Origin of the sequence: Burkholderia sp. SIMBA_051 (assembly GCF_046534915.1) — a bacterium.
Taxonomy (GTDB): Bacteria; Pseudomonadota; Gammaproteobacteria; order Burkholderiales; family Burkholderiaceae; genus Burkholderia; species Burkholderia ambifaria.
In genome coordinates, this window is record NZ_JAWRXS010000004.1 from 106,959 (window position 1) to 130,508 (window position 23,550).

Here is a 23,550-nt window from a genome sequence, read left to right on the forward strand (position 1 = left end):
GGAAGACGGAGAAAGGGTGTGCACACCCCTTCTCCGATACGGCCGCTTACTGGTAGCGGACCGTGAAGTTGGCAACGCCGTCGGCCGTACCCGGCGTCACGCCGGCGGCCGTGGCTTCGTACATCGCCGCGAAGCGTGCGATGTTCGTGCCGTTTTGCAGCAGAGTCGGCGCCTTCTGTTCGGCGCCGTTGTCGAGGTATTCACCCGATGCGGACTGCAGGCGGATGCCCACGTTGGTTGCCGAACCGATCGTTGCGAGCAGCTTCGGCTGGCCCGCGCTCGACGTGCCCGTGAACGTGAAGTACGCGTTCTGCGCGATGCTGGTGTCGCAGTCGGTCAGCTTGATGTCGAACGACACCGCGTCCGACTTGTCGCCGGCTTGCTTGAACTTGTTGGTCGGCACCTTGCCGAGCTGCACGGTCTGGTTGACGGAGTTCGAATCGATGCCGCATGCGCCCGCGACGATCTCGCCCGTGAAGTTGATCGTGCCGGTGCCCGCTGCGAAGGCCGAGGTGGACAGGGCTGCGAGTGCGACCGCGCTCAGGAGGGATTTTTTCATGACGTTTTCCGTGAGAATTGCAAAGGGAACAGACGACGTGGCGGATACAAAAGGCAGCGTGTGGTTGGCTTCCGTCCGACACGAGGCGGCATTATCGAGATAAGCGTGAAGGGATTTTGTAAATCATTGTCAAATCTCAATGACAATCTTCGTTTTATGGGTTTCAAAACCCAATCCCTCCTGCCGGCAGTCAATTCCGATATTTTCGTCCGCAGTCCTTTTTTATTTTCCGGAACCAACTGAAAATTAAAGACATTTCCTTTTCGGGCTTGAAAACTCCCCGCTTCTCCTTGCTGGACATAGCCTTTCGAGATACCCGACGTGAAATGCCAAAACTCAGTCCGATTCCGCCATCGTTGTCCTATCGCAACGAAAGCATTCGATGATTTTCAACTGGCAGGAAATTAACGAGCAATATTCAATGCCGCGAAATTTTCGCGCAAACGATTGCGAAATTCGCACAAACGTTTTACCGCGACACTTTGTCGCCTCTTATTGTTCGCAATGCGCGAATTAATCGAATCGTCAACCCTGGATTAAAGCGGCGTGTAAAGCCGTGCGCGCCAAAACGACATCCGCGGCACTGGATGGAGTCGGAATAAGAGGAAGTCCGGCACGATCGGAGGCCGGCGGCGACGCGATCGGTCGCCGGGATGCGAGTCGAGTGGAAGGCGGCCCTTCAACCCGACTGCGTGGAGGAAAAACGGAGTCGACGAAGCGCGCATGCACGTGTCGTCGATCGTGGCCGGTGACCCGACAGCGGCAACACCGACCGCGGCAGCGGCGACGCATCGCGATGCGCCGCCGCCACCTGGCCGATGCCGGTCAAGCCATCACGCGGCAGCTTCGCCAGCGGTTGCCGGCGCCCAGCCGCCGCCCAGTGCACGATACAGCGCAATCGCATTCGCGAGCCGCAGCGCCTTGAGCCGGATCAGCTCATGCCCGGACTCGTACGTGCTGCGCTGCGCGTCGAGCAGTTCGAGATACGTCGCGACGCCGCCCGCATAGCGGCGCTGCGCGAGTTTCAGCCGCGCGCCGTCGGCCGCGTAGACGTCCTGCTGCGCGGCGAGCTGGCGATCGATCCAGTCGCGCGCAGCGAACGCATCGGCCACTTCGCGAAACGCGGTCTGCACGGTCTTCTCGTACTCGGCGACCGCGATGTGCTTGCGCGCACTCGCGACGTCGAGATTCGCGCGATTGCGACCGCCCGCGAAAATCGGCAGCGTGATGCGCGGCGCGAACGTCCACACGCTCGTGCCGGCCGCGAACAGGGTCGAGAACGCATCGCTGACCGAGCCGTAGTCGGTGGTCAGCGCGACGCGCGGGAAGAATGCCGCGCGCGCGGCGCCGATCTGCGCGTTCGCGGCCTTGAGCCGCGACTCGGCCTGCCGGATGTCCGGCCGCCGTTCGAGCAGCGCGCTCGGCGCGCCGGGCGCCACCGGCGCGATCGCGAGCGTGTCGAGCGCGGTGCCGTCGGCGGGCACGCCGCGCGCGAAATCGCCGGCGAGCAATTGCAGCGCGCGCACCGATTGCGCATGCTCGCGCTGCAGCGCGGCCTGCGATGCGCGCGCGGACGCGACCAGCATCTCGGCCGAACGCAGTTCGATCGCGTCGCTCGTGCCGGCCGCGTAGCGGCGCTGCGTGAGCGCGGCGATGCGCTCGCGCGCGTCGAGCGTGCGCTGGGCCAGCGCCAGTTGCTCGCGCAACGATCGCTCCGACACGTACGCCCCCGCGACTTCGGCGATCACGCCGATGCGCACCGTGCGCTGCGCGTCGGCCGTCGCGAAATACTCGGCGAGCGCCGCATCCGACAGGCTACGCACGCGGCCGAACAGGTCGAGCTCGTACGCGCTGACGCCGACGCCCGCGCGATACAGCCCGCTCACCGCGCTCTCGCGCACGACCGGGTCGTACTGGCGCGTGCGTTCGTAGCCGAGATTCGCGTCGACCGACGGCATCAGGTCCGCGCGCTGCACGCCGTACAGCGCACGCGCTTCGTCGAGCCGGCCGGCCGCGATCCGCAAGTCGCGATTGTTCGCGAGCGCGGCATCGATCCATGCCTGCAGCGCCGGATCGGTGAAATACGCGCGCCAGTCGTCGAGCAGCGCGGCGTCGGCCGTCGAAGCCGGGCCGACGCCCTGCTGCGTGTCGCCATCGACCGTCGCATAGCTGGCCGGCACCGGCGCCGCCGGCCGCTCGTAACGCGGCGCAAGCGAGCAGCCCGCGAGCGCGAGCACGGCGGCCAGCGCGAGCGGAAGCCTCGGTGCGGCCCATGCATTCAATGCAAACATCACTGCGAACCCTCCATCGTCGCCGGCTGCGCGCCGCCGCGCCGGCGCGGGCCGACGTCGAACAGGCGGCCGACGATCACGAAAAACAGCGGGACGAGAAACACCGCGAGCACCGTCGCCGTGATCATGCCGCCGAGCACGCCGGTGCCGATCGCCATCTGCGCGCCGGATGCGGCGCCCGACGCGAACGCGAGCGGCAGCACGCCGACGCCGAACGCGAGCGACGTCATCACGATCGGTCGCAGCCGCAGGCGTGCGGCCTCGAGCGCGGCGTCGACGAGCGACATGCGCTGCGCGACCAGGTCCTTCGCGACCTCGACGATCAGAATCGCGTTCTTTGCAGACAACCCGATCGTCGCGATCAGCCCCACCTTGAAATAGATGTCGTTCGGCATCGCGCGCAGCGTGACGCCGAGCACCGCGCCGATCACGCCGAGCGGGACGACCAGCATCACCGCGAACGGAATCGACCAGCTCTCGTACAGCGCCGCGAGCGCGAGGAACACGACGAGCACCGACAGCGCGAACAGCATCGGCGCCTGCGCGCCCGACAGCCGCTCCTCGAACGACTGCCCCGACCACGCGTGGCCGATGCCGGCCGGCAGCTTCGCGGCGATCCGCTCGATCGCGGCCATCGCTTCGCCGCTGCTGTGCCCGGGCGCGGCCGAGCCGTTGATCGTGAACGACGGATAACCGTTGTAGCGCGTGAGCTGCGGCGGCCCGAGCGTCCAGTGCAGCGTCGCGAACGCCGCGAGCGGCACCATCTCGCCGCCCGCGTTGCGTACGCGCAGCTTCTGCACGTCCGCCGGATCGAGCCGGTGCAGCCCGTCGGCCTGCACGATCACGCGGCGCACCTGCGTGCCATGCATGAAGTCGCCGATATAGTCGGAGCCGAACATCACCGCGAGCGTCGTGTTGATCTCGTCCATCGACACGCCGAGCGCCGACGCCTTCGCGCGATCGATGTCGAGCTTCAGCTGCGGCGCGTCCTGCGTGCCGGCGAACATCACGTCGGTGAGCGCCGGATCCTTGCCGCCCGCCGCGAGCAGTTGCTCGCGCGCGGCGCTGAACGCGGCGTAGTCGAGCCCGCCGCGGTTCTGCAGCCGGAAGTCGAAGCCGCTCGTCGAGCCGAGATCGGGCAGCGCCGGCGAGTTCATCGCGAACACCGTGGTGTTCGCCGTGCCCGCGAAGCGCTCGTTGATGCGCGCGACGATCGCCTGCACGTGATCGCGCGCGGCCTTGCGCTCCTTCCAGTTCTTCAGCGTGACGAAGATCATCCCGCCGTTCGGCCCTTCGCCGTACAGGTTGAAGCCGCCGAGCGCGAACGTGTACGCGGCCGGCTCGTCGCGGCGAATATACGATTCGACCTCGCGCACGCTCTGCATCGTTTCCGCGAGCGGCGTGCCCTGCGGCCGGATCACCATCACCATGAAGTTGCCCTGGTCCTCGTCGGGCAGGAACGCGCTCGGCAGTTGCGTGAGCATCAGCGCCGCGGCCGCGGTCAGCGCGCCGTACACGACCAGCCAGCGCAGCGGCTTCTTCAGCATCGCGCCGACGCGCGTCGCATAACGCTGCGTCGAACGCGCGACGAAGCCGTTGAACCAGCCGAAGAAGCCGCGCTTCTCGTGATGGTCGCCGGACACCGGCTTGAGCAGCGTCGCGCACAGCGCGGGCGTGAGCGACAGCGCGAGAAACGCCGAGAAGCCGATCGACACCGCGAGCGACAGCGCGAACTGCCGGTAGATGTTGCCCACCGCGCCGCCGAAGAACGCCATCGGCACGAACACCGACGTCAGCACCACGGTGATCCCGACGATCGCGCCGCTGATCTGCTGCATCGCCTTGACGGTCGCGTCGTAGGGCCCGAGGCCCTCCTCGACCATCAGCCGCTCGACGTTCTCGACGACGACGATCGCATCGTCGACCAGGATGCCGATCGCGAGCACCATCCCGAACATCGTCAGCACGTTGATCGAGAAGCCGGCCGCGTACATCACGCCGAACGTGCCCGCGAGCGCGACCGGCACGACGAGCGTCGGGATCAGCGTCGCGCGCAGGTTCTGCATGAACAGGAACATCACGAGGAACACCAGCACGCCGGCCTCGATCAGCGTCGTGACGACCTTGTTCATCGACACGCGCACGAACGACGACGTCTCGTACGGGATCTGGTACTTCACGCCCGGCGGGAAATATGCGGACAGCTCGTCCATCGTCGCGCGCACGCGCTTCTCGGTCGCCACCGCGTTCGAGCCCGGCGCGAGCTTGATGCCCATGCCGGTCGCGACCTTGCCGTTCACGTACGACGGATAGTTGTAGTCGTTGCCGCCGAACTCGATGCGCGCGACGTCGCGCAGGTGGAGCGCGGAGCCGTCCGGCTGCGTGCGCAGCGCGATCGCGCCGAAATCGGCCGGCGTCTTCAGCGGCGCATCGGCGAACACGGTCGCCGCGATCGGCGCGCTGTCCGGCACCGCGCTGCGGCCGATGTCGCCGACCGTCACGCGCGCGTTGTGCGCGCGCACGGCCGACGCGATGTCCGACGCGGTGAGGCCGTGACCGGCCAGCTTCACCGGATCGGGCCAGATCCGCATCGCGTATTCGGCGCCCCAGAACTGCACCTTGCCGACGCCGTCGACGCGGCGCAGCGCCTGCACGACGTTCGCCGACGCGTATTCGCCGAGCTGCACGTCGGTCATCCGGCCGTCGTCCGATGTGAGCGACACGACGAGCTGGATGTTGTCCGCGGCCTTCTCGACCTGGATGCCGTCGCGCCGCACCGGTTCGGGCAGCCGCGCCTCGACCGTCTTCAGCCGGTTCTGCACTTCGACGGCCGCGAGATCGGCGTTGACGCCCTGCTTGAACGTCAGGTACAGCGACGCGGCCCCGGCGCTGCTCGTCGCGGACGTATACAGCAGCCCCGGCGCGCCGTTCATTTCGCGCTCGATCAGCGCGGTCACCGATTCCTCGACGACCTGCGCGGACGCTCCCGGATACGTCGCATAGATGCTGACGACGGGCGGCGCGATGTCCGGGTATTGCGCGACGGGCAGCGCGCGGATCGCGAACGCGCCGCCGAGCATGATGAAGAGTGCGATCACCCACGCGAAGACGGGGCGATCGATGAAGAAACGTGCCATGTTGGTCTATTGAACCGGTCAGGTTTGACGGGCGGCCGCCGGTTGCGCGGCCTTCGTCGGCGATGCCTGCTCGACGGGCTTGACGGCGGTATCGGGCGCGAACTGCGCGGCGTTGTCGACGATCACGCGCTCGCCGCCCGACAGGCCGCGCGTGATGCGCCAGTCGCGTCCGCTCATCTGGTCGGCGACGACCTCGACGTCCTTCACCTTGCCGTTCGTGCCGACCACGCGCACCGACGTGCGCTCGGCCGTGCGCAGCAGCGCATCGCGCGGCACGAGGATCGCCCGCTGGTCGACCGCCGCGTCGAGCGCGATCCGCACATACGCGCCCGGCAGCAGCTCGCGCTCGGGGTTGGGGAACAGCGCGCGCATCGCGACGGTATCGGTGGTCGGATCGACCGCGAGATCGCTGAACAGCAGCTTGCCCTTCAGCGGATACGCGGTGCCGTCGGCGCGCCGCAGCGTCACCGTGACGTCGTGCTGCGCGATCCCCGTCGCGTGCCCGCTCTTCACCGCGCGACGCAATGCGTCGACGTCGGCCGCCGGCTGCGAGAAATTCACGTAGATCGGATCGAGCTGCTCGACGGTCGTGAGCGGCGTCGCCTGGTCCTGGCCGACGAGCGCGCCTTCGGTGACGAGCGCGCGTCGTGCGCGGCCCGAAATCGGCGCGGTGACGGTCGCATAGTCGAGCTGTAGCTGCGCGCGTGCGAGTTCGGCCTTCGCGGAAGCGACGTCGGCCTTCGCCCGCGTGTCGTCGGCGACGGCCTCGGTGTGATCGCGCTCGCTGACCGCGTGGTCGCGCACCAGATCGTCGTAGCGGCGGCGCTTGTCGCTCGCCGCGAGCGCGGCGGCCTGCGCCTTCGCGAGCGCACCCTGCGCGGCATCGCGCGCGGCCTTCAGCGGCGCGGGATCGATGCGGAACAGCACCGCGCCCTGCTTCACTTCCTGGCCTTCCTCGTAAGTCCGTGCGGTGACGATGCCCGCGACCCGTGCGCGCACTTGCGCTTGCCGATACGCGTCGAGCCGGCCCGGCAATTCGACGGTCATCGGCACGGCCGTCGGACGCACCGTCACGACCGTCGCGTTCTGAATGGCCTCCGGCGCCTTGTCCTTGTCGCCCTTTCCGCATCCCGCCACGGCCAGCATGGCCGCGAGCGCGACGGGCGCCAGCCGGAGGCGGCGCACGAGGGAGCGTTTGTTATTCATGTGTGACCTCGGAAACGTTCGCCGTCGATACAATGCGGCGGCTCAGGGTGGTCGATTATAATCAGTCACGACTGATTAAATACATCCGGTTGCCCCGCAACCGCCACACTGTCTCAATAAAACGACAGCGAACTGTAAGGAAATTCACGCCATGGCCCGCAAGACCCGGGAAGAATCGCTCGCCATCAAGCACCGGATCCTCGACGCCGCCGAGCTGGTCCTGCTCGAAAAAGGCGTCGCGCAAACCGCGATGGCGGACCTCGCCGAGGCCGCCGGGATGTCGCGGGGCGCCGTCTACGGCCACTACCGCAACAAGATGGAAGTGTGTCTCGCGCTGTGCGACCGCGCGTTCGCGCGGACCTCGGAAGGCTTCGACGCGGTCGACAGCCTGCCCGCGTTCGCGACGCTGCGCCGCGCGGCGTCGCACTACCTGCAGCAATGCGGGGAGCCGGGCTCGATGCAGCGCGTGCTGGTGATCCTCTATACGAAGTGCGAGCAGAGCGAGGAGAACGGCGCGCTGCAACGGCGCCGCATGCTGCTGGAGCTGCAGATGCTGCGCATCACGAAGGCGCTGCTGCGCCGGGCGATCGCGGCCGGCGAAATCGCCGCCGATCTCGACGTGCACCTGGCGGCCGTCCATCTCGTGTCGCTGCTCGAAGGCGTGTTCGCGTCGATGATCTGGACCAACCGCCTGCGCGGCAATCTGTGGAACGACGCGGAAGCGATGCTGGACGCCGGTTTCGACGCAGTCAGGACCTCCAGCGCACTGCGCGTGCGTGCGCAAAAATTGCCTGCCTGACGAGAAGCCGCGCAATAAATGCTGATTTAACCCGATTTACCGCAGTGCGAAACGAATACGCTGACCCTCTTTAAAATTTTTAACATTTCGCGGAACATCGGTAGACTGACGCTGTCATCTTTCTTTAGCGTCTTCGTGATAATCCGGGTTCGACCCGGAAAGTTCACGCCGCCGTTCGAAGCGGGCATCCCGCAAGTTGGGTCGAACGGAAACGACACAGGCCCCTGGCGGGGCCTGTTTTGTTGCACGCCCATCGCCCGCCACCGTCGTCACCCGACGGATGGGCCGCCGATGGCTCCTGCCCACACCTCTTTGAACCGTTTTCCTGGATGTGGACACCTTTGGTCAAGCCTGCCGCAATTCCTGATGCTTTCGCGCCCGGGCGCGCGCAGCGCCTCGTGCGCGCGCTCGTGCCGGCCGCCGTGCTCGGCGCCCTCGCCGCCTTCGGTCTCGCCGCCGCGCTGCCGGCCGTCTCGCAACTGCCGGGCGCCGTCGATTCGGGCACGGCTGCGCTGCCGCAGCGCGTGCTGTCCGACACGCCGTTTCCCACCGCGCAGCATTTCGTGACGAGCGAGCTCGCGCGCACGCTCGGCGAGCGCCACGAACTCGACGAACACGGCGACCGCAGCCCGCAGCCGGGCCTGTTCGCGCCGCTCAGCGCGCACCGCAACGATATGCTCGGCTATGCGAGCCTGTTCCAGTTCGCGGCGCCCGAAACGCAGCACGGGATGCGCGCCGGCGACATCGAGCTCACGCTGTCCGATACGCTGAACCGTCTCGACGTGCCGCCCGAGGTGCGCATCCAGCTCGGCGATCTCGTCACCGGCAAGGTCGCGATGCGCGCCAGCGCGCAGCGCGGCGATTACTACCGCATCGCGTACGACACGAACAACGGCACGCCGCACCTCACCGCGCTCGAGCTGCGCGTCGCGGGCCGCACGTTCGGTGCGATCTGGTTCCGCGCGCCGGGCGCCGACCACGGCGCGTACTACACGCTCGACGGCGCGCCGCTCGAGGCGGCCGCGTTCACGATGCCCGTCAAGTGGACGCGCATCAGCTCGTTCTTCGGCGAACGCGTGCACCCGCTGTCGCAGGCGATGGCGTTCCATACGGGCGTCGATCTCGCCGCGCCGTCCGGCACGCCCGTCAACGCGGCGGCCGATGGCGTCGTGTCGTTCGTCGGCACCGATCCGGACGGCTACGGCCGCTACGTGATCGTCGATCACGCGGACGGCTATTCGACCTACTACGCTCATTTGTCCGCGTATGCGCGCGGGCTGAAGACGGGCGAAACCGTGAAACAAGGCCAGCGCATCGGCTCGGTCGGCATGACCGGCGCGGCCACCGGCCCGCACCTGCACTTCGAGGTGCGCGTCGCGAACGATCCGGTCGATCCGCTCGTCGCGCTCGCGAACGCGCAGACGGGGCTGTCCGACATGCAGCGCACCGCGTTCCGCCAGGAAGCGGCGCAATGGCGCTTCCGCCTCGCGTCGATCAAGACGTCGCCGTTCGCGTTCGCGCAAAACGACGGCCCGCTGTGGGGCGACTTCGCGACCGACTCGTCGACGTTGCGTGCGGTCTTCAATACGCACTACAGCGCGTCCTGACGCCGACGCGCTAACGCACCATCACGCCCGTCGCTGCTCGCTCAGCGGCGACGCGGCCCGCCGTCACCGCACGGGTTCCGTGCGTTCGGCCGCGGCCTGCGCGATGCGCGCCGCACCTGGGCGACGTGACAACAGCCAGCGTGCCGCGCCGTCGAGCGACGTGCACAGCACCAGGTAAAGCGCCGCGACGAACAGGAAGATCGGCGCCGGATACACCATCAGCCGGTTGTTCACCTGCGTCGCGACGAACGACAGTTCCGGCACGCCGACGATATACGCAAGCGACGTGTCCTTCACGAGCGCGACCCACTGGTTGATGAACGACGGCGTCATGATCCGGATCGCCTGCGGCAGCAGCACGTAGCGCACCGTCTGCCAGCGCGTGAGCCCGAGCGACAGCCCGGCCTGCCACTGCCCGTCGCCGGCCGCGACGATGCCCGCATGCACCGCATGCGCGAGATACGCGCCCCCGATCAGCGCCAGCGCACACACGACCGTCGCGAGCCCCGGCACATCCACGTGCAGCAGCATCGGCAGCAGGAAATACGTCCAGAAGATCAGCATCAGCACCGGAATCGCGCGAAAGAAGCCGATGAACGCGAGCAGCAGCACGCGCAGCGGCCCGCGCGCGAGCGCCATCGCGACGCCGAGCGCCACCCCCAGCCCCGCCGACGCGACGGCCGACGCGATCGCCAGCACGAGCGACAGCGCGGCGCCGCCGAGCGGACCGTCCGGGAACGCGCCGACGAGCAGGTACGGCAGATTGTCGAGCAGCAGCGACACATCCATCGTCAACGCCCCGCCCCGAGCCGGTCGCGCCATTGCGTGGCCGCGTAGGCGCCGGCCTCGATCGCGGCCACCGCGGCGACGTACAGCACGGTCGCGACACCGAACGCGGCAAAGGTCTTGAACGTCTCCGTCTCGACCTGCCGCGACGCATACGACAGCTCGGCGACGCCGATCGCCATCGCGAGCGACGAGTTCTTCACGAGATTCATGTATTGACCGAACAGCGGCGGCAGCGCGATGCGCACGGCCTGCGGCAGCACCACGTAGCGCAGCGACTGCATCGGCGTGAGGCCGAGCGCCGCGGCCGCGTCGTGTTGCGCACGGCGCACGCCGCGCAATCCGGCTTCGCATTCCTCGGCGACGAACGCGGCCGTGTAGGCGCTCAACCCGACCCAACCGGCGACGAACTCGAACGACGGCCACGCGAGCGTGAGCGGGCCCGCGCTCAGTTCATGACGCGCGTTCAGCCACGTGATCCACGTCTCGGACAGCAACGACGCGACGCCGAAGTACCAGAACAGCAATTGCACGAGCAGCGGCGTATTGCGGAACGCGACGACGTAGCCGGCCGCTACCGTGCGCAATGCCCTGCCGCGTGCATGCCGCATGACGGCGAGCAGCAGCCCGCCGACGGTCGCGGCGAGCGCCGACGCGGCCGCGAGGCCAAGCGTCAGCAGGAAGCCCTGCCAGAGCCAGGACAGATATTTGGGAGCCAAGCCGAGCATGCTGTTGTGTGCGGTCGCTGAAAAATGCGAAAGAAGATGGAAGCAAGCGCAAAGCGCCGCGACCCGCGCATCCCGGCACAGCCGGCGGCGGATCGCGGCGCAGATGGCGCACGCGGCGCGCGACTCAGCTCCGGTCGCCGATCCGGAAGATGCGCGTGAGCGGCGTCTTCGTCGCCGGCCCGAACCACGCGTCGTAGATCTGCCCCGCGCGGCCGTTTGCCTCGAGCCCCTTCAGCGTGTCGTTCACGAAGCCGAGCAAGCGCGTCTCGCCCTTCGGCACGCCGACGCCCATGTAGTCGTTCGAGATCGTGAACGCCGGAATCTCGTAGTTCTGCTTGTCGGGCACGTTCGCGAGCAGGCCGATCAGTTTCGGTCCGTCCTGCGTGATCGCCTGCACGTTGCCGGCGCGCAGCGCGGCGAACGCGAACGGCGTGTCGTCGTACGCGACGATCGTCGCCTTCGGATACTTCTCGCGCAGCGTGATCTCGTTCGTCGTGCCCTTGTCCGCGCCGACGCGCAGGCCGTTCAACTGGTCGGCCGATTTCAGCACGCCCTTCTTCGCGAGAAACTGCTGGCCCGACGAGAAGTACGGGATGCTGAAGTCGACCTGCTTCGCGCGCTCGTCGGTGATCGTGAAGTTGGCGAGCACCAGGTCGACCTTGCCGGAGGTCAGGAACGGAATGCGGTTCGCGGGGTTGGTCGGTTGCAGTTGCAACTTTACGCCGAGCTTGTCGGCGAGCGCCTTCGCGTAATCGACGTCGAGGCCGACGATGTGATTGCTTTTGCCGTCGACATAGCCAAATGGCGGGTTGCTGTCGAACGTTGCGACGCGCAGCACACCGGCCTTCCTGATGTCGTCGAGACGGTCCGCATGCGCGACGGTGCCTGCGGTAACGAGCGCAGCTCCGACGAGCCACGTAGCGAGCGTGTGGAATTTCATGAGCACGACCTGATTTGTTATGAAGGCCGCCGCGGATCGCGCGGCGGCCCGGTTCGAGGAACATCGCGACGTGGTGTGTCGTCGCGAAGCCGCTAACGTATCAGCGCGTGCGGCGATTCCGAACCAACAAATGGTGCTTTGCTCTGCGGGTTTTGTGATGACGCGCACCCGCGCTCGCGGTCATTCGCTATCGTCGTCGGTGGCGGCCACGGACGCCGCGCACAGGAACTCGCCGTCACCGCCGTCCTGCAGGTAATCGAGCGAACGGTCCATGCGCAGGAACGACAGCGTGCCGGCTGCGCCGAGCGCGAACAGCGTCTTGTGATCCGGCGCGAAGATCACCTGCGACACGCCGCCCGCGACCGGAAACTCGCCGACGGTACGACGCGTGGCGGTCTTGATCACGCGCATCGGCTTGTCGTCATAGCCGGTCACGGCGATCAGCGAGCCGTCACCGCTGCCGTCGAAGCTGTGCATCGACTCCTGGCAGACCGGATAACTGTCGCGTACGGCAAGGCTCGACGCATCCCGCCACTGAACTGACGACTTGTTGTAGACCCAGATGCCCGCGCCCTTCTCGCCAAGCTGAGCCTGGATGAAATCCGAATCGACCGGATAGGTCGCTACCTGCGCATTCGTCGCCGTATCGAACGCGACGATCGCGCCCTTCTGCATCGCGTATGCATACAGCCGCCGGCCGTCGGGCGACAGCCACATCGACAGCGCACGGCCGAACTCGACGCCCGATGCATCGTGATCGCCGAGCCGCAGCGTCGCGATGACCTGCGGCCAGTGCGCGAGACTGACGACGGAAATCGTGTCGTCGACGCTGTTCAGCACGTACAGCCTGTCGTTGGATGCGGACGCAACGATTGCGCGCGGAAAGCGTCCGAGCGTCACGCCATCGACGATCGCACCGCTGTTCAGGTCGATGCGCGCGAGGCCGTTCTCGCGCATCGACGCAACATACGCGTAGCGCTCGTCGGGGCTCACGTACACGCCGCTCGCGCCGCGGCCGCGGCACATGTTCCCCGGGCAGCCGTCGAGCCCCGTCGCGAACGGCTCGCCTGTGATCGTGCGCACGACCTCGTGCCGCTCGACGTCGACGACGACGAGCGTGTTCCGGTCGTTGTCGGTCACGTACAGGCGTTTGCCCGATGCGCCCAGCACCATCGCGTATGGCCACTTGCCGACGGGTACGACGGTGCCTGCCGCCTGCTCGGCCGACACGGGCGTCGGACGGTGTTGCTCGTCGTCGCGGATCTGCTCGGCAATCGCGGCCGCCTGCTGTTGCGCGTGGCGCTTCGCGGCGTCGCGCTCGACGTCGCGGTGGGTCGCGTCACGCCAGCCTTGCAGTTCCTCGCTGCCCGCCCGCTGCGCGGCGAACAACATCGCCGCACTGCCGAGCACCGCGAGCACGAGCGGCACGGCGACGCGCATCGAGCGGCCGGCCCCGTACATCAGCCAGCCGGCGATGAATCCGACGACCACGCCGCCGAGATGCGCGGCCTGATCGATACCGGAGATGAGGAAGCCCGAGCCCAGGTTGATCGCGATCACCTGCCCGAGCGCGCCGAGGTTGATGGCAACCGGCGCATCGCCTGCGCTGTCGCGTCGGCGTTGCAGCGCGAATGCCGCGGCCGCGCCCGCCAGTCCCATCAGCGCGCCCGACGCACCAACACTCACGACCGGCCGGATCCCGCTGGACGCCAGCGCGACGCCGAACGCAAAGGTGGTGCTGCCGACTTCGTGATAGCCATGCCAGAGCGCGCTCAGCAACGAGCCGCCGAGCGCGGACAGAAGATATGCGACGCCGAACCGGAGCGTGCCGCCTGCGCGTTCGAGCATGGTGCCGAGCACGACCAGCATGTACATGTTCAGCGCGAGATGGATCCAGCTGCCGTGCAGGAACGCGCTGGTCAGCAGCCGCCACGGCTGCCCGGTGAGCGTGTACGGCGCGAAGTTCGCGCCCCAGTCGAGCAGCAACGCGTTCGATAGCGAGCCGTACGACGCCTGTCGCCACATCAGCACGAATATCACGGTATTGACGACGGCCAGCAGAATGGTCAACCACGGCCTGGAAGAATGTTGTTCTCTCATCGGGATCTTGTATGGGTTATCGCGCGTGAGCCGCGCGAGCGCCATTATATTTCGCGTCCCGCAAGCAACGAGCGTGTGACGAGGCCGGTCGGCGAACCGGGAATAAAAAAAACGCCCGCTGCATGCAGCGGGCGCGAATCCCAGTCAAGGAGGTGTCACACGAACTACGGGTTCAGAATAAAAGCATCGCCGGCGGCGGACAACGAAGCGATTGCGATATCGATATCGCGCGGCGCGCGATGCGCTAGCACGCGGCGATGCGAACGCGCCGCCCATGAAAAAACGGCGCGCCGCCTGCGTGGCGGAGCGCCGTTCCATTGTTTCAAGCCGCTCGAAGCGGCAGGCGGGTTGCCCCGTCGATCACGGCTCGTGACGCAGATACCCTTCCTTGCTCGGGTCGCGCATCCGCCACGACACGATCAGCGACACCGCACACAGCGCCGTCACATACCAGTAGAAGGTTTCCTCGCTGCCGACCGACTTGAACCACAGCGCGACGTACTCGGCCGAGCCGCCGAAGAGCGCGTTCGCGACCGCATACGACAGGCCGACGCCCATCGCGCGCACTTCGGGCGGGAACATCTCGGCCTTGATGAGGCCGCTGATCGACGTGTAGAAGCTGACGATCGCCAGCGCGATCGTGATCAGCACGAACGCGGCCGTCGGGCTCGTCACCGTCTTCAGCGCGTGCATCAGCGGCACCGTGCCGATCACCGCGAACGTGCCGAACAGGATCATCGACGTGCGGCGGCCGATCTTGTCGGACAGCGCACCGAACAACGGCTGTATCAGCATGTAGACGAGCAGCGCGACGGTCATCACGTTGCTGGCCGTCTTCGCATGCATGCCGGCCGTGTTCACCAGGTACTTCTGCATGTACGTCGTGAACGTGTAGAAGATCAGCGAGCCGCCGGCCGTGAAGCCGACCACCGTGAAGAATGCGCCCTTGTGCTGCCACACGCCGCGGATCGTGCCCGCGTCCTTCTTGTCGCGCGATGCGCTCGTCGACGTCTCGTCGAGCGATTTGCGCAGGTACAGCGAGATCAGCGCGGCCGCCGCGCCGCAGACGAACGGAATGCGCCAGCCCCACGCCTTCAGTTCGTCAGTCGACAGCGTCTGCTGCAGGATCACGAGCACCAGCAGTGCGCAGAGCTGGCCGCCGATCAGCGTCACGTACTGGAACGACGCGAAGAAGCCGCGCCGCCCCTTCAGCGCGACCTCGCTCATGTAGGTCGCGCTCGTCCCGTATTCGCCGCCCACCGACAGCCCCTGGAACAGACGCGCGACCAGCAGCAGCGCCGGCGCAAGCGCGCCGATCTGCGCATAGGTCGGCAGCACCGCGATCACGAGCGAGCCGCCGCACATCATCAGCACCGAGATCATCATCGCCGCGCGGCGGCCGTGACGGTCGGCGATGCGGCCGAACAGCCAGCCGCCGATCGGACGCATCAGGAAGCCGGCCGCGAACACGCCGGCCGTGTTCAGCAGCTGCGTCGTCGAGTTGCCGCTCGGGAAGAACGCCGGCGCGAAGTACAGCGCGCAGAACGAGTAGATGTAGAAGTCGAACCACTCGACGAGGTTGCCCGATGAGGCGCCGACGATGGCGAACACGCGCCGCCGGGTGTCATGCGCGGACAGCGCAGCTTGGTCGGTCTGGACGTCCATGGGTTGGTCTGTTCCTTTTAGTGCTTTCTAGGCGAGACGACCAGGGGCCGCCGCGTGCGGTCGACGTGGCACCGGTTCCGGTGCCACGGCGCTACGGGATTTTAGCGAAATGTAAAGTAACAGGCTTTCCGGGTTCGTCCGGATGTAGAAAAATTTTCTCGTTCGACCCGTTCGTCATATGAAAACGCCAGCCGTCAGGCTGGCGTCCGATGCAAGCTCTTTGGGGGCGAGCGATTCAGATACGCACCTCGGGCGGCACGTAGCGGCACTCGTAGCGCTTGCGCACGGTACCGGCCTCGTCGACGCTTTCGAGGAACACATCGAACTGCCAGAGTCGCGCCATGTGCTTGAGCACTTCTTCGCTGTCGTTCGACAGATGGCGGTTGTCGGTCATGAAGTGGCGCAGCGTGAGGCTACGGTCGCCGCGCGTGTTCACGGCCCAGACCTGGATGTTCGGCTCACGATGATGGATGTCGTACTGCCGCGACAGCGCCTGCCGCACGTATTGATAACCGGCCTCGTCGTGAATCGCCGACACCTCGAGCGAATCGCGCATGTCGTCGTCGAGCACCGAGAACAGCCGCATCTCGCGGATCAGGTTCGGCGACAGGTACTGCGCGATGAAACTCTCGTCCTTGAAGTTGCGCATCGCATAGTGCATCGCCGGCAGCCACGGGGTGCCCGCGATCTCCGGAAACCACTTGTAGTCCTCTTCCGTCGGCGCTTCGCAGATCCGCCGGATGTCGCTCATCATCGAGAAGCCGAGCGCGTACGGGTTGATCCCGTTGTAGTACGGCTTCGTGACGGGCGGCTGGTAGACCACGTTGCTGTGCGAATGCAGGAACTCCATCATGAAGCCGTCTTCCAGCTTGCCCTGGTTGTACAGCGTGTTCAGCAGCGTGTAGTGCCAGAACGTCGCCCAACCCTCGTTCATCACCTGCGTCTGCCGTTGCGGATAGAAGTACTGGCCGATCTTGCGCACGATGCGGATCACTTCCCGCTCCCACGGCTCGAGCAGCGGCGCGTTCTTCTCCGCGAAATACAGCAGGTTCTCCTGCGGTTCCGGCGGATAGCGTTCCTCCTGCTCCTCCATCTGCTCCGGCTTCTTGCCCGGCAGCGTGCGCCACAGCTCGTTGACCTGCGACTGCAGATACGCCTCGCGCTCGCGCCGCAGCGCGGCCTCCTTCGACAGCGACGGTTTCTGCGGCCGCTTGTAGCGGTCGACGCCGTAGTTCATCAGCGCATGGCACGAATCGAGCAGTTCCTCGACGCGATCGAGGCCGTAGCGCTCCTCGCATTCGGCGACGTAGTTCTTCGCGTAGACGAGATAGTCGATGATCGCGTGCGCGTCGGTCCACAGCCGGAACAGGTAGTTGCCCTTGAAGAAGGAGTTGTGCCCGTATGCCGCGTGCGCGATGACGAGCGCCTGCATCGTCATCGTGTTCTCTTCCATCAGATACGCGATGCACGGGTTCGAGTTGATGACGATTTCGTACGCGAGGCCCATCTGGCCGCGGCGATAGCTCTTCTCGGTCGCGAGGAAGTGCTTGCCGAACGACCAGTGGCGATAGTTGACCGGCATCCCGACCGACGCGTACGCGTCCATCATCTGCTCGGCGCTGATCAGTTCGAGCTGGATCGGATAGATGTCGAGCTCGTATTGCTCGGCGACCTGCGAGATGTGCGTGTCGTATTCCTCGAGCAGTTCGAACGTCCAGTCGGACGGGCACGGCAGCGGCTTGCGTTCGGCAACGTTCATACGCGCTTCCTTCTGCCCGGAGCCGGGCAAGTCGGCGGCCGGCGGCGCCGGTTCGACCCGGCCGCTTTGCTGCGATGCGGCAGGACCGGCCGTGGCGTCGCCGGAAGGGCGCGGCGCATAGCCGCGCGACTCGTTGTGCAGATGGCGGGTCGTCATGACATTTCCACCTGCTTTTCGAACAATTCGCGAAACACCGGGTAAATGTCGGCAGCCGATTCGGCTTTCTTCATCGCGAGGTGCGGTTGCGACAGCGCCAGCTGCGCGTACTCCAGCCACAGGTTCTGCTCTTCCGGGGCAACCTGGATATACGCGAAATAGCGCGTCTTCGTGAGGATATCCTCTTCCAGGATTTTGCGACACTTCGGCGAATCGTCGGTCCAGTTGTCGCCGTCGGACGCCTGCGCGCCGTAGATGTTCCACTCGCTCGGCGAGTAGCGCTCGTTCATCACCTTGCGCATCAGTTCGAGCGCGCTCGACACGACGGTGCCGCCGCTTTCGGTCGAATGGAAGAAGGTGTCTTCGTCCACCTCCTCCGCGCGCGTGTGGTGACGGATGAACACGACCTCGATGCGCTCGTAGTTGCGCTTCAGGAACAGGTACAACAGGATGAAGAAGCGCTTCGCGAGATCCTTGCGTTGCTCGTCCATCGAACCCGACACGTCCATCAGGCAGAACATCACGGCCTGGCTCGACGGCTGCGGCTGCTTCACGCGATTGATGTAGCGCAGATCGAACGGATCGATGAACGGGATCCGCCAGATGCGCCCCTTCAGGTGATGGATCTCGGCCTCGAGCGTCGCGATTTCCGCGCGACGGTCTTCGGGGTCGAGCTTCATCACCTCGAGCTGGGCTTCGAGCTCGCGCAACTCGTTGACGAGCGGCGAGCCGAGCGCGATGCGCCGGCCGAGCGCGCTTCTCAGCGAGCGCACGACGTCGATGTTGTTCGGCGTGCCTTCCGCCGACCAGCCCGCGCGCACGTTCTTCCAGCTCGGCACCGTCAGCAGGTGCGTCTTCACGAGGCGCGGCAGTTCGAGATCGTCGAAGAAGTACTGCATGAATTCGTCGCGCGACAGCTCGAACACGAAGTCGTCCTGCCCTTCGCCCTCGTTGCTCGCCTGACTGCCGCCGCCGCCCGAGCCGCCCTGCGGACGCGGAATCTTGTCGCCGCGGACGTAGTCCTCGTTGCCCGGGTGCACGTATTCACGACGCCCGCCCGGCGCGTGCCGGAAATTCGGCTCCGCGATGTCCTTGCGCGGGATCGTGATGCTTTGCGTGCTCTGGATATCCTTGATGCTACGGTCGCGCACCGCGTCGGAGACGGCACGACGAATGTAGTTCTTGACGCGACGCAGAAAGCGTTCGCGGTTGGCGATGCTCTTGTTCTTGCCGGCCAGCCTGCGGTCGATGATTTGATGAAGCACTCCCGGTCTCCCGCTCGAAAGTCGATATGCCGGGACGCTCGCCGCACATGCCGTCTGCCGTCATGCGGGCGGCGTCTCTGAGGGCGCCCGTACGGACGAACCGCACGGGCGCGGTACCGCGCGCGTCATGACGACTTGCGCACGCGCAGGTACCAGTCGCAAAGCAGCCTCACCTGCTTCGGCGTATAGCCCTTCGCGACCATCCGGTTCACAAAGTCCTCATGCTTGCGTTGCTCCTCCGCCGAGCCCTTCGCGTTGAACGAAATGACCGGCAACAGTTCCTCGGTATTCGAGAACATCTTCTTCTCGATCACGACGCGCAACTTCTCGTAGCTCGTCCACACGGGGTTCTTCCCGGCGTTCGCCGCCCGCGCGCGCAGCACGAAGTTCACGATCTCGTTGCGGTAATCCTTCGGATTGCTGATCCCGGCCGGCTTCTCGATCTTCTCCAGTTCCGCGTTCAGCGCGGCGCGGTCGAAGCTCTCGCCCGTGTCGTGATCGCGGAATTCCTGATCCTGGATCCAGAAGTCCGCATACGTGACGTAGCGGTCGAAGATGTTCTGCCCGTACTCCGAATACGATTCGAGGTAGGCCGTCTGGATCTCCTTGCCGATGAAGTCCGCGTAGCGCGACGCGAGCACGTCCTTCACGAAGGACAGGTACTTCTGCTCGGTTTCCGGCGGGAACTGCTCGCGTTCGATCTGCTGTTCGAGCACGTACATCAGGTGCACGGGGTTCGCCGCGACCTCGCTCGAATCGAAGTTGAACACGCGCGACAGGATCTTGAACGCGAAGCGTGTCGACACGCCCGTCATCCCTTCGTCCACGCCCGCGTAGTCGCGATACTCCTGGTACGACTTCGCCTTCGGATCGGTGTCCTTCAGGTTTTCGCCGTCATAGACCTGCATCTTCGAGAACAGGCTCGAGTTCTCCGGCTCGTGCAGGCGCGACAGCACCGAGAATTGCGACATCATCTTCAGCGTGCCCGGCGCGCACACGGCTTCGGCCAGCGACGAATTGCGGATCAGCTTCTCGTAGATCTTCGTCTCTTCCGACACACGCAGGCAGTACGGCACCTTCACGACGAAGATCCGGTCGAGCAGTGCCTCGTTGTTGCGGTTGTTGCGGAACGCCTTCCACTCCGACTCGTTCGAGTGCGCGAGGATCACCCCGTCGAACGGAATCGCGCCGAATCCTTCGGTGCCCTTGAAGTTGCCTTCCTGCGTCGCGGTGAGCAACGGGTGCAGCACCTTGATCGGCGCCTTGAACATTTCGACGAACTCGAGCAGCCCCTGGTTCGCGAGGCACAGGCCGCCCGAATAGCTGTACGCATCGGCATCGTCCTGCGCGTACTGCTCGAGCTTGCGGATGTCGACCTTGCCGACGAGCGACGAAATATCCTGGTTGTTCTCGTCGCCCGGCTCCGTTTTTGCAATGCCGACCTGACGCAGGATCGACGGGTAACGGCGCACGACGCGGAACTGGCGGATATCACCGTTGTATTCGTGCAGGCGCTTGACGGCCCACGGACTCAGGATGCTCTTCAGGTAGCGGCGAGGGATGCCGTATTGCTCCTCGAGGATCGGGCCGTCTTCGTCGTAGTCGAACAGCCCGAGCGGCGATTCGTTGACGGGCGAGCCCTTCAGCGCATAGAACGGCACGCGCTCCATCAGTTGCTTCAGACGCTCGGCGATCGACGACTTGCCGCCGCCCACCGGGCCAAGCAGGTAGAGAATCTGCTTCTTCTCTTCGAGCCCTTGCGCAGCGTGGCGGAAATACGCGACCACCTGCTCGATCACTTCCTCCATTCCGTAGAACTCACGGAATGCGGGATAGACCTTGATCACCTTGTTCGCGAAGATCCGCGACAGGCGCGGTTCGTTGCGGGTGTCGACTTGTTCGGGTTCCCCGATTGCAGCCAGCATGCGTTCGCCTGCCGTGGCATACGCTGACGGATCGTTCTTGCAGAGCGCGAGGTACTCCTCCAGCGAGAGCTCTTCCTCTCGCGTTTTTTCGAAGCGGTTCGCGAAGCTGCTGTAAATATCCATGCTACCTCCCTCGCCTGAGTCTGAAGACGTGCTTGCCTTCGTATGACTGCGCAGAAGCAAGCGCGTTCGAATTCATCCTAAACCCTTTCTTATTTTTTTTCACGAACTCTTCGTATGAAGTGCGTCATTCTCAGCAACACCGCTTGGACAACGCATTTTGACGCTTTACAATTGATCTCCCGTGCCGCAGAAACTGCATCCGCGGCGTGTCGTCCAGCATCGGAACGTCTCACGCGTTGGCCCCCTCCGTCGTCGTTGCGTCCTTCACTCCCCCTCCATCACTAGACGTTCGAGCGCACGTTTACGACGACATGCGGCGAGCACCGTTACAAATTTTTTTCGCATCGTCCGGAGATACCCGTAGCGCCGATGCGCGCATGCGACACGCGACGTTGTGCGAACGTTCATACGCGCTGTCACATTCCATCGGTGGCCGAAACGACGACGCCCGCAGTAGCGGGCGTCGTGTGCTGCCAAATAGGGAAAGATGCGAGGGAAAGATGCGCTAGGAATAGAGGCGCGGCGCGCCGCGAATCAGAACGTTTCCCAGTCGTCGCCGCCGGCAGTCGCGGCGGCCGGTGCGGACGCCACGGACGCGCCCGCCGGCTTGCGCACCGGCGCCGCACGCTTGGGCACTGCGTCGCGATCGTCGCGCGCCGCGGCCGGTGCGGGCGAGCTCACCGGCACGGCAGCCGGCGCGGGCACCGCGCGCGGCGCCTGACGTGCTGCGGGAGCGGCTGCCGGCTGCGCCGCATCGTCGTCGATGCGGAAGACCGCCGCCGTGTCGCGCAGGCGCGCGGCCTGTTCGTCGAGCGACTGCGCGGCGGCCGCCGCTTCCTCGACGAGCGCGGCGTTCTGCTGCGTGACTTCATCCATCTGCGCGACCGCGCGCGCGACCTGGTCGATGCCGCCGCTCTGCTCCTCCGATGCCGCCGCGATTTCACCCATGATGTCCGTCACGCGCTGCACGGCCGCGATCACGTCGCTCATCGTGCGACCGGCCTCGTCGACCAGCGTCGAGCCCGTGCGGATACGGTCCACCGACGCGTCGATCAGCGCCTTGATCTCCTTGGCCGCGCTCGACGAGCGCTGCGCGAGGCTGCGCACCTCGCCCGCGACGACCGCGAAGCCGCGCCCTTCCTCGCCCGCACGCGCGGCCTCGACGGCCGCGTTCAGCGCCAGGATGTTGGTCTGGAACGCGATTCCCTCGATGATTGCGATGATGTCCGCGATCTTCGCGGAACTGTCGTTGATCTCGCCCATCGTGCCGACCACCTGGCCGACCACCGTATTGCCCTTGTTTGCAATCTCCGACGCGTTCGCGGCCAGCGAGCTTGCCTGCCGCGCATTGTCCGCGTTCTGTTTCACCGTGCCGGTCAGCTGCTCCATGCTCGACGCGGTTTCCTGCAGCGCCGACGCCTGTTCTTCCGTGCGCGACGACAGGTCGATGTTGCCGGCGGCGATCTGCCGCGCCGCGGTCGCGATCGACTCGCTGCCGCCACGCACCGTGCGCACCGTATCGACGAAGCCGCGCTGCATCCGCACGAGGCCGTCGAGCAGCTGACCCATTTCGTCGCGCCGATGCACGACGATCGAGCGGCGCAGGTCACCCGCGGCCATCGCGTCGAAATGCGCGAGCGCGTCGGCGAGCGGACGGCCAATCGCGCGGCTGAGCGTCAGCCACGACAGCGCCGCGGCGACCAGACCGGCCACCAGCACGACGATCGACAGCACGCGCAGCGTGTCGTAGACCGATTCCGCGCGGTCGAAATCCGCCTGCGCAGCGCTGAACTGGAAATTGCGCAGCGCTTCGCCCGAGATCGAAAGCTCGTTGTACAGCATCTGGAGCTGCTTGGCGCCCTCGCCGATCCGGTCGTGGTCGCCCGTCGCGATCGCGCCGCCGAACGCGTCGCAGCTGCGCTGCAACGCCAGCCGCTTCGCGGCGACATCCTGCGCAAGGCGGTCTTCCTCCGGGCCGCGCGGCAGCGCGAGGTACTTCTGCCACCACGCGTCGGACTGCGTGCGCATCGCGCGGCTGCGCTCCACCGCGGCAGCGGAGTCAGGCGAGCCGGCCAGCAGCGCGGCGCGATCGAGCGCCAGGCGCTCACGCGCCGCGTACATTTCCGCCACGGCCACGTTGACCGCGCTCGGCATCTGGTTCGTGAAGATTTCGCGTGTCGCGTCGTTCGAGCGCGTCATCCCGTACACGCCCAGCACGCCCACCAACCCCAGCAGCACCGCGAGAAACGCCATCGTCAGACCGATGCGCGCACGTATCGTCAGGTTTCCGATCACCATCATTCTTCCTGTGTTGCGTCGTCATGAACGGGCCGCGCCCGTTTTTCGAAACAGTGTTTCGCCCCGATGCATTTACGACCGTTCGCCGCACAACTTGATGGTATTGACGTCAATTTTCTCCGCAATTGGTCTGTTTATTGCATTTTTCTTAATAATAGGGTGCGAAACACGCCGGCCCGTGCCGGGAGATGGCAGAGCGAATGTCG

Annotated in this window: 15 protein-coding genes; 2 read left to right on the forward strand and 13 right to left on the reverse strand. The window is 65.9% G+C overall.

The window, feature by feature from the left end; translation table 11 throughout:
• Positions 1-46 precede the first annotated feature (46 nt).
• The 4 genes from SB771_RS10875 to SB771_RS10890 form a co-directional block, all read right to left on the reverse strand.
• Positions 47-559, reverse strand: a complete 513-nt coding sequence (locus SB771_RS10875) for a fimbrial protein (RefSeq protein WP_011656811.1) — start codon at positions 557-559, stop codon at positions 47-49.
• 833 nt (positions 560-1,392) lie between these two features.
• Positions 1,393-2,850, reverse strand: a complete 1,458-nt coding sequence (locus SB771_RS10880; RefSeq protein WP_175660738.1) for an efflux transporter outer membrane subunit — start codon at positions 2,848-2,850, stop codon at positions 1,393-1,395.
• Positions 2,850-5,987 carry a multidrug efflux RND transporter permease subunit gene (locus SB771_RS10885; protein WP_175660737.1) on the reverse strand — a complete coding sequence of 1,046 codons (3,138 nt, stop codon included), beginning with the start codon at positions 5,985-5,987 and terminating at the stop codon, positions 2,850-2,852. Before SB771_RS10885 ends, SB771_RS10880 begins: the two co-directional genes overlap by 1 nt.
• Before the next feature lie 18 nt (positions 5,988-6,005).
• Complete coding sequence (locus SB771_RS10890) at positions 6,006-7,193, reverse strand: MexX/AxyX family multidrug efflux RND transporter periplasmic adaptor subunit (RefSeq protein ID WP_175660736.1); 1,188 nt, start codon at positions 7,191-7,193, stop codon at positions 6,006-6,008.
• 151 nt (positions 7,194-7,344) lie between these two features.
• Here SB771_RS10890 and SB771_RS10895 point away from each other — a divergent pair, with 151 nt between their 5' ends.
• Positions 7,345-7,992 carry a TetR family transcriptional regulator gene (locus tag SB771_RS10895; protein WP_006753787.1) on the forward strand — a complete coding sequence of 216 codons (648 nt, stop codon included), beginning with the start codon at positions 7,345-7,347 and terminating at the stop codon, positions 7,990-7,992.
• Positions 7,993-8,321: 329 nt separating this feature from the next.
• Positions 8,322-9,599, forward strand: coding sequence for a M23 family metallopeptidase (locus tag SB771_RS10900; RefSeq protein WP_175660735.1), 1,278 nt, complete (start codon positions 8,322-8,324; stop codon positions 9,597-9,599).
• Between the two features lie 63 nt (positions 9,600-9,662).
• Here SB771_RS10900 and SB771_RS10905 read toward each other — a convergent pair whose 3' ends face one another.
• The 9 genes from SB771_RS10905 to SB771_RS10945 form a co-directional block, all read right to left on the reverse strand.
• A complete protein-coding gene (locus tag SB771_RS10905; protein WP_175660734.1) occupies positions 9,663-10,388 on the reverse strand; it encodes an amino acid ABC transporter permease in 726 nt (241 codons plus the stop codon).
• A 2-nt stretch (positions 10,389-10,390) separates the two neighbouring features.
• Positions 10,391-11,113: an amino acid ABC transporter permease gene (locus tag SB771_RS10910; RefSeq protein ID WP_175660733.1), complete on the reverse strand. Its 723-nt coding sequence runs from the start codon at positions 11,111-11,113 to the stop codon at positions 10,391-10,393.
• A 124-nt stretch (positions 11,114-11,237) separates the two neighbouring features.
• Positions 11,238-12,053, reverse strand: a complete 816-nt coding sequence (locus tag SB771_RS10915) for an ABC transporter substrate-binding protein (RefSeq protein WP_175660732.1) — start codon at positions 12,051-12,053, stop codon at positions 11,238-11,240.
• A 180-nt stretch (positions 12,054-12,233) separates the two neighbouring features.
• The gene (locus tag SB771_RS10920) at positions 12,234-14,153 is read right to left on the reverse strand and encodes a rhomboid family intramembrane serine protease (RefSeq protein ID WP_175660731.1); all 1,920 of its coding nucleotides are present in this window, start codon (positions 14,151-14,153) and stop codon (positions 12,234-12,236) included.
• Positions 14,154-14,513: 360 nt separating this feature from the next.
• The gene (locus SB771_RS10925) at positions 14,514-15,818 is read right to left on the reverse strand and encodes an MFS family transporter (RefSeq protein WP_175660730.1); all 1,305 of its coding nucleotides are present in this window, start codon (positions 15,816-15,818) and stop codon (positions 14,514-14,516) included.
• Between the two features lie 235 nt (positions 15,819-16,053).
• Positions 16,054-17,733, reverse strand: a complete 1,680-nt coding sequence (locus SB771_RS10930; RefSeq protein WP_006759305.1) for a SpoVR family protein — start codon at positions 17,731-17,733, stop codon at positions 16,054-16,056.
• Positions 17,730-18,998 carry a YeaH/YhbH family protein gene (locus SB771_RS10935; RefSeq protein ID WP_105834351.1) on the reverse strand — a complete coding sequence of 423 codons (1,269 nt, stop codon included), beginning with the start codon at positions 18,996-18,998 and terminating at the stop codon, positions 17,730-17,732. The genes SB771_RS10930 and SB771_RS10935 overlap by 4 nt, the downstream gene beginning before the upstream one ends.
• A gap of 125 nt (positions 18,999-19,123) precedes the next feature.
• The gene (locus tag SB771_RS10940; RefSeq protein WP_006754311.1) at positions 19,124-21,046 is read right to left on the reverse strand and encodes a PrkA family serine protein kinase; all 1,923 of its coding nucleotides are present in this window, start codon (positions 21,044-21,046) and stop codon (positions 19,124-19,126) included.
• Positions 21,047-21,580: 534 nt separating this feature from the next.
• A complete protein-coding gene (locus SB771_RS10945) occupies positions 21,581-23,344 on the reverse strand; it encodes a methyl-accepting chemotaxis protein (RefSeq protein ID WP_175660729.1) in 1,764 nt (587 codons plus the stop codon).
• Positions 23,345-23,550: the final 206 nt, after the last annotated feature.

What these genes read in the sequence shown, in the direction of transcription:
- SB771_RS10875 (WP_011656811.1), bottom strand. Translation starts at nt 559, where the DNA reads ATGAAAAAATCCCTCCTGAGCGCGGTCGCACTCGCAGCCCTGTCCACC.
- SB771_RS10880 (WP_175660738.1), bottom strand. Translation starts at nt 2,850, where the DNA reads ATGTTTGCATTGAATGCATGGGCCGCACCGAGGCTTCCGCTCGCGCTG.
- SB771_RS10885 (WP_175660737.1), bottom strand. Translation starts at nt 5,987, where the DNA reads ATGGCACGTTTCTTCATCGATCGCCCCGTCTTCGCGTGGGTGATCGCA.
- SB771_RS10890 (WP_175660736.1), bottom strand. Translation starts at nt 7,193, where the DNA reads ATGAATAACAAACGCTCCCTCGTGCGCCGCCTCCGGCTGGCGCCCGTC.
- SB771_RS10895 (WP_006753787.1), top strand. Translation starts at nt 7,345, where the DNA reads ATGGCCCGCAAGACCCGGGAAGAATCGCTCGCCATCAAGCACCGGATC.
- SB771_RS10900 (WP_175660735.1), top strand. Translation starts at nt 8,322, where the DNA reads ATGTGGACACCTTTGGTCAAGCCTGCCGCAATTCCTGATGCTTTCGCG.
- SB771_RS10905 (WP_175660734.1), bottom strand. Translation starts at nt 10,388, where the DNA reads ATGGATGTGTCGCTGCTGCTCGACAATCTGCCGTACCTGCTCGTCGGC.
- SB771_RS10910 (WP_175660733.1), bottom strand. Translation starts at nt 11,113, where the DNA reads ATGCTCGGCTTGGCTCCCAAATATCTGTCCTGGCTCTGGCAGGGCTTC.
- SB771_RS10915 (WP_175660732.1), bottom strand. Translation starts at nt 12,053, where the DNA reads ATGAAATTCCACACGCTCGCTACGTGGCTCGTCGGAGCTGCGCTCGTT.
- SB771_RS10920 (WP_175660731.1), bottom strand. Translation starts at nt 14,153, where the DNA reads ATGAGAGAACAACATTCTTCCAGGCCGTGGTTGACCATTCTGCTGGCC.
- SB771_RS10925 (WP_175660730.1), bottom strand. Translation starts at nt 15,818, where the DNA reads ATGGACGTCCAGACCGACCAAGCTGCGCTGTCCGCGCATGACACCCGG.
- SB771_RS10930 (WP_006759305.1), bottom strand. Translation starts at nt 17,733, where the DNA reads ATGACGACCCGCCATCTGCACAACGAGTCGCGCGGCTATGCGCCGCGC.
- SB771_RS10940 (WP_006754311.1), bottom strand. Translation starts at nt 21,046, where the DNA reads ATGGATATTTACAGCAGCTTCGCGAACCGCTTCGAAAAAACGCGAGAG.
- SB771_RS10945 (WP_175660729.1), bottom strand. Translation starts at nt 23,344, where the DNA reads ATGGTGATCGGAAACCTGACGATACGTGCGCGCATCGGTCTGACGATG.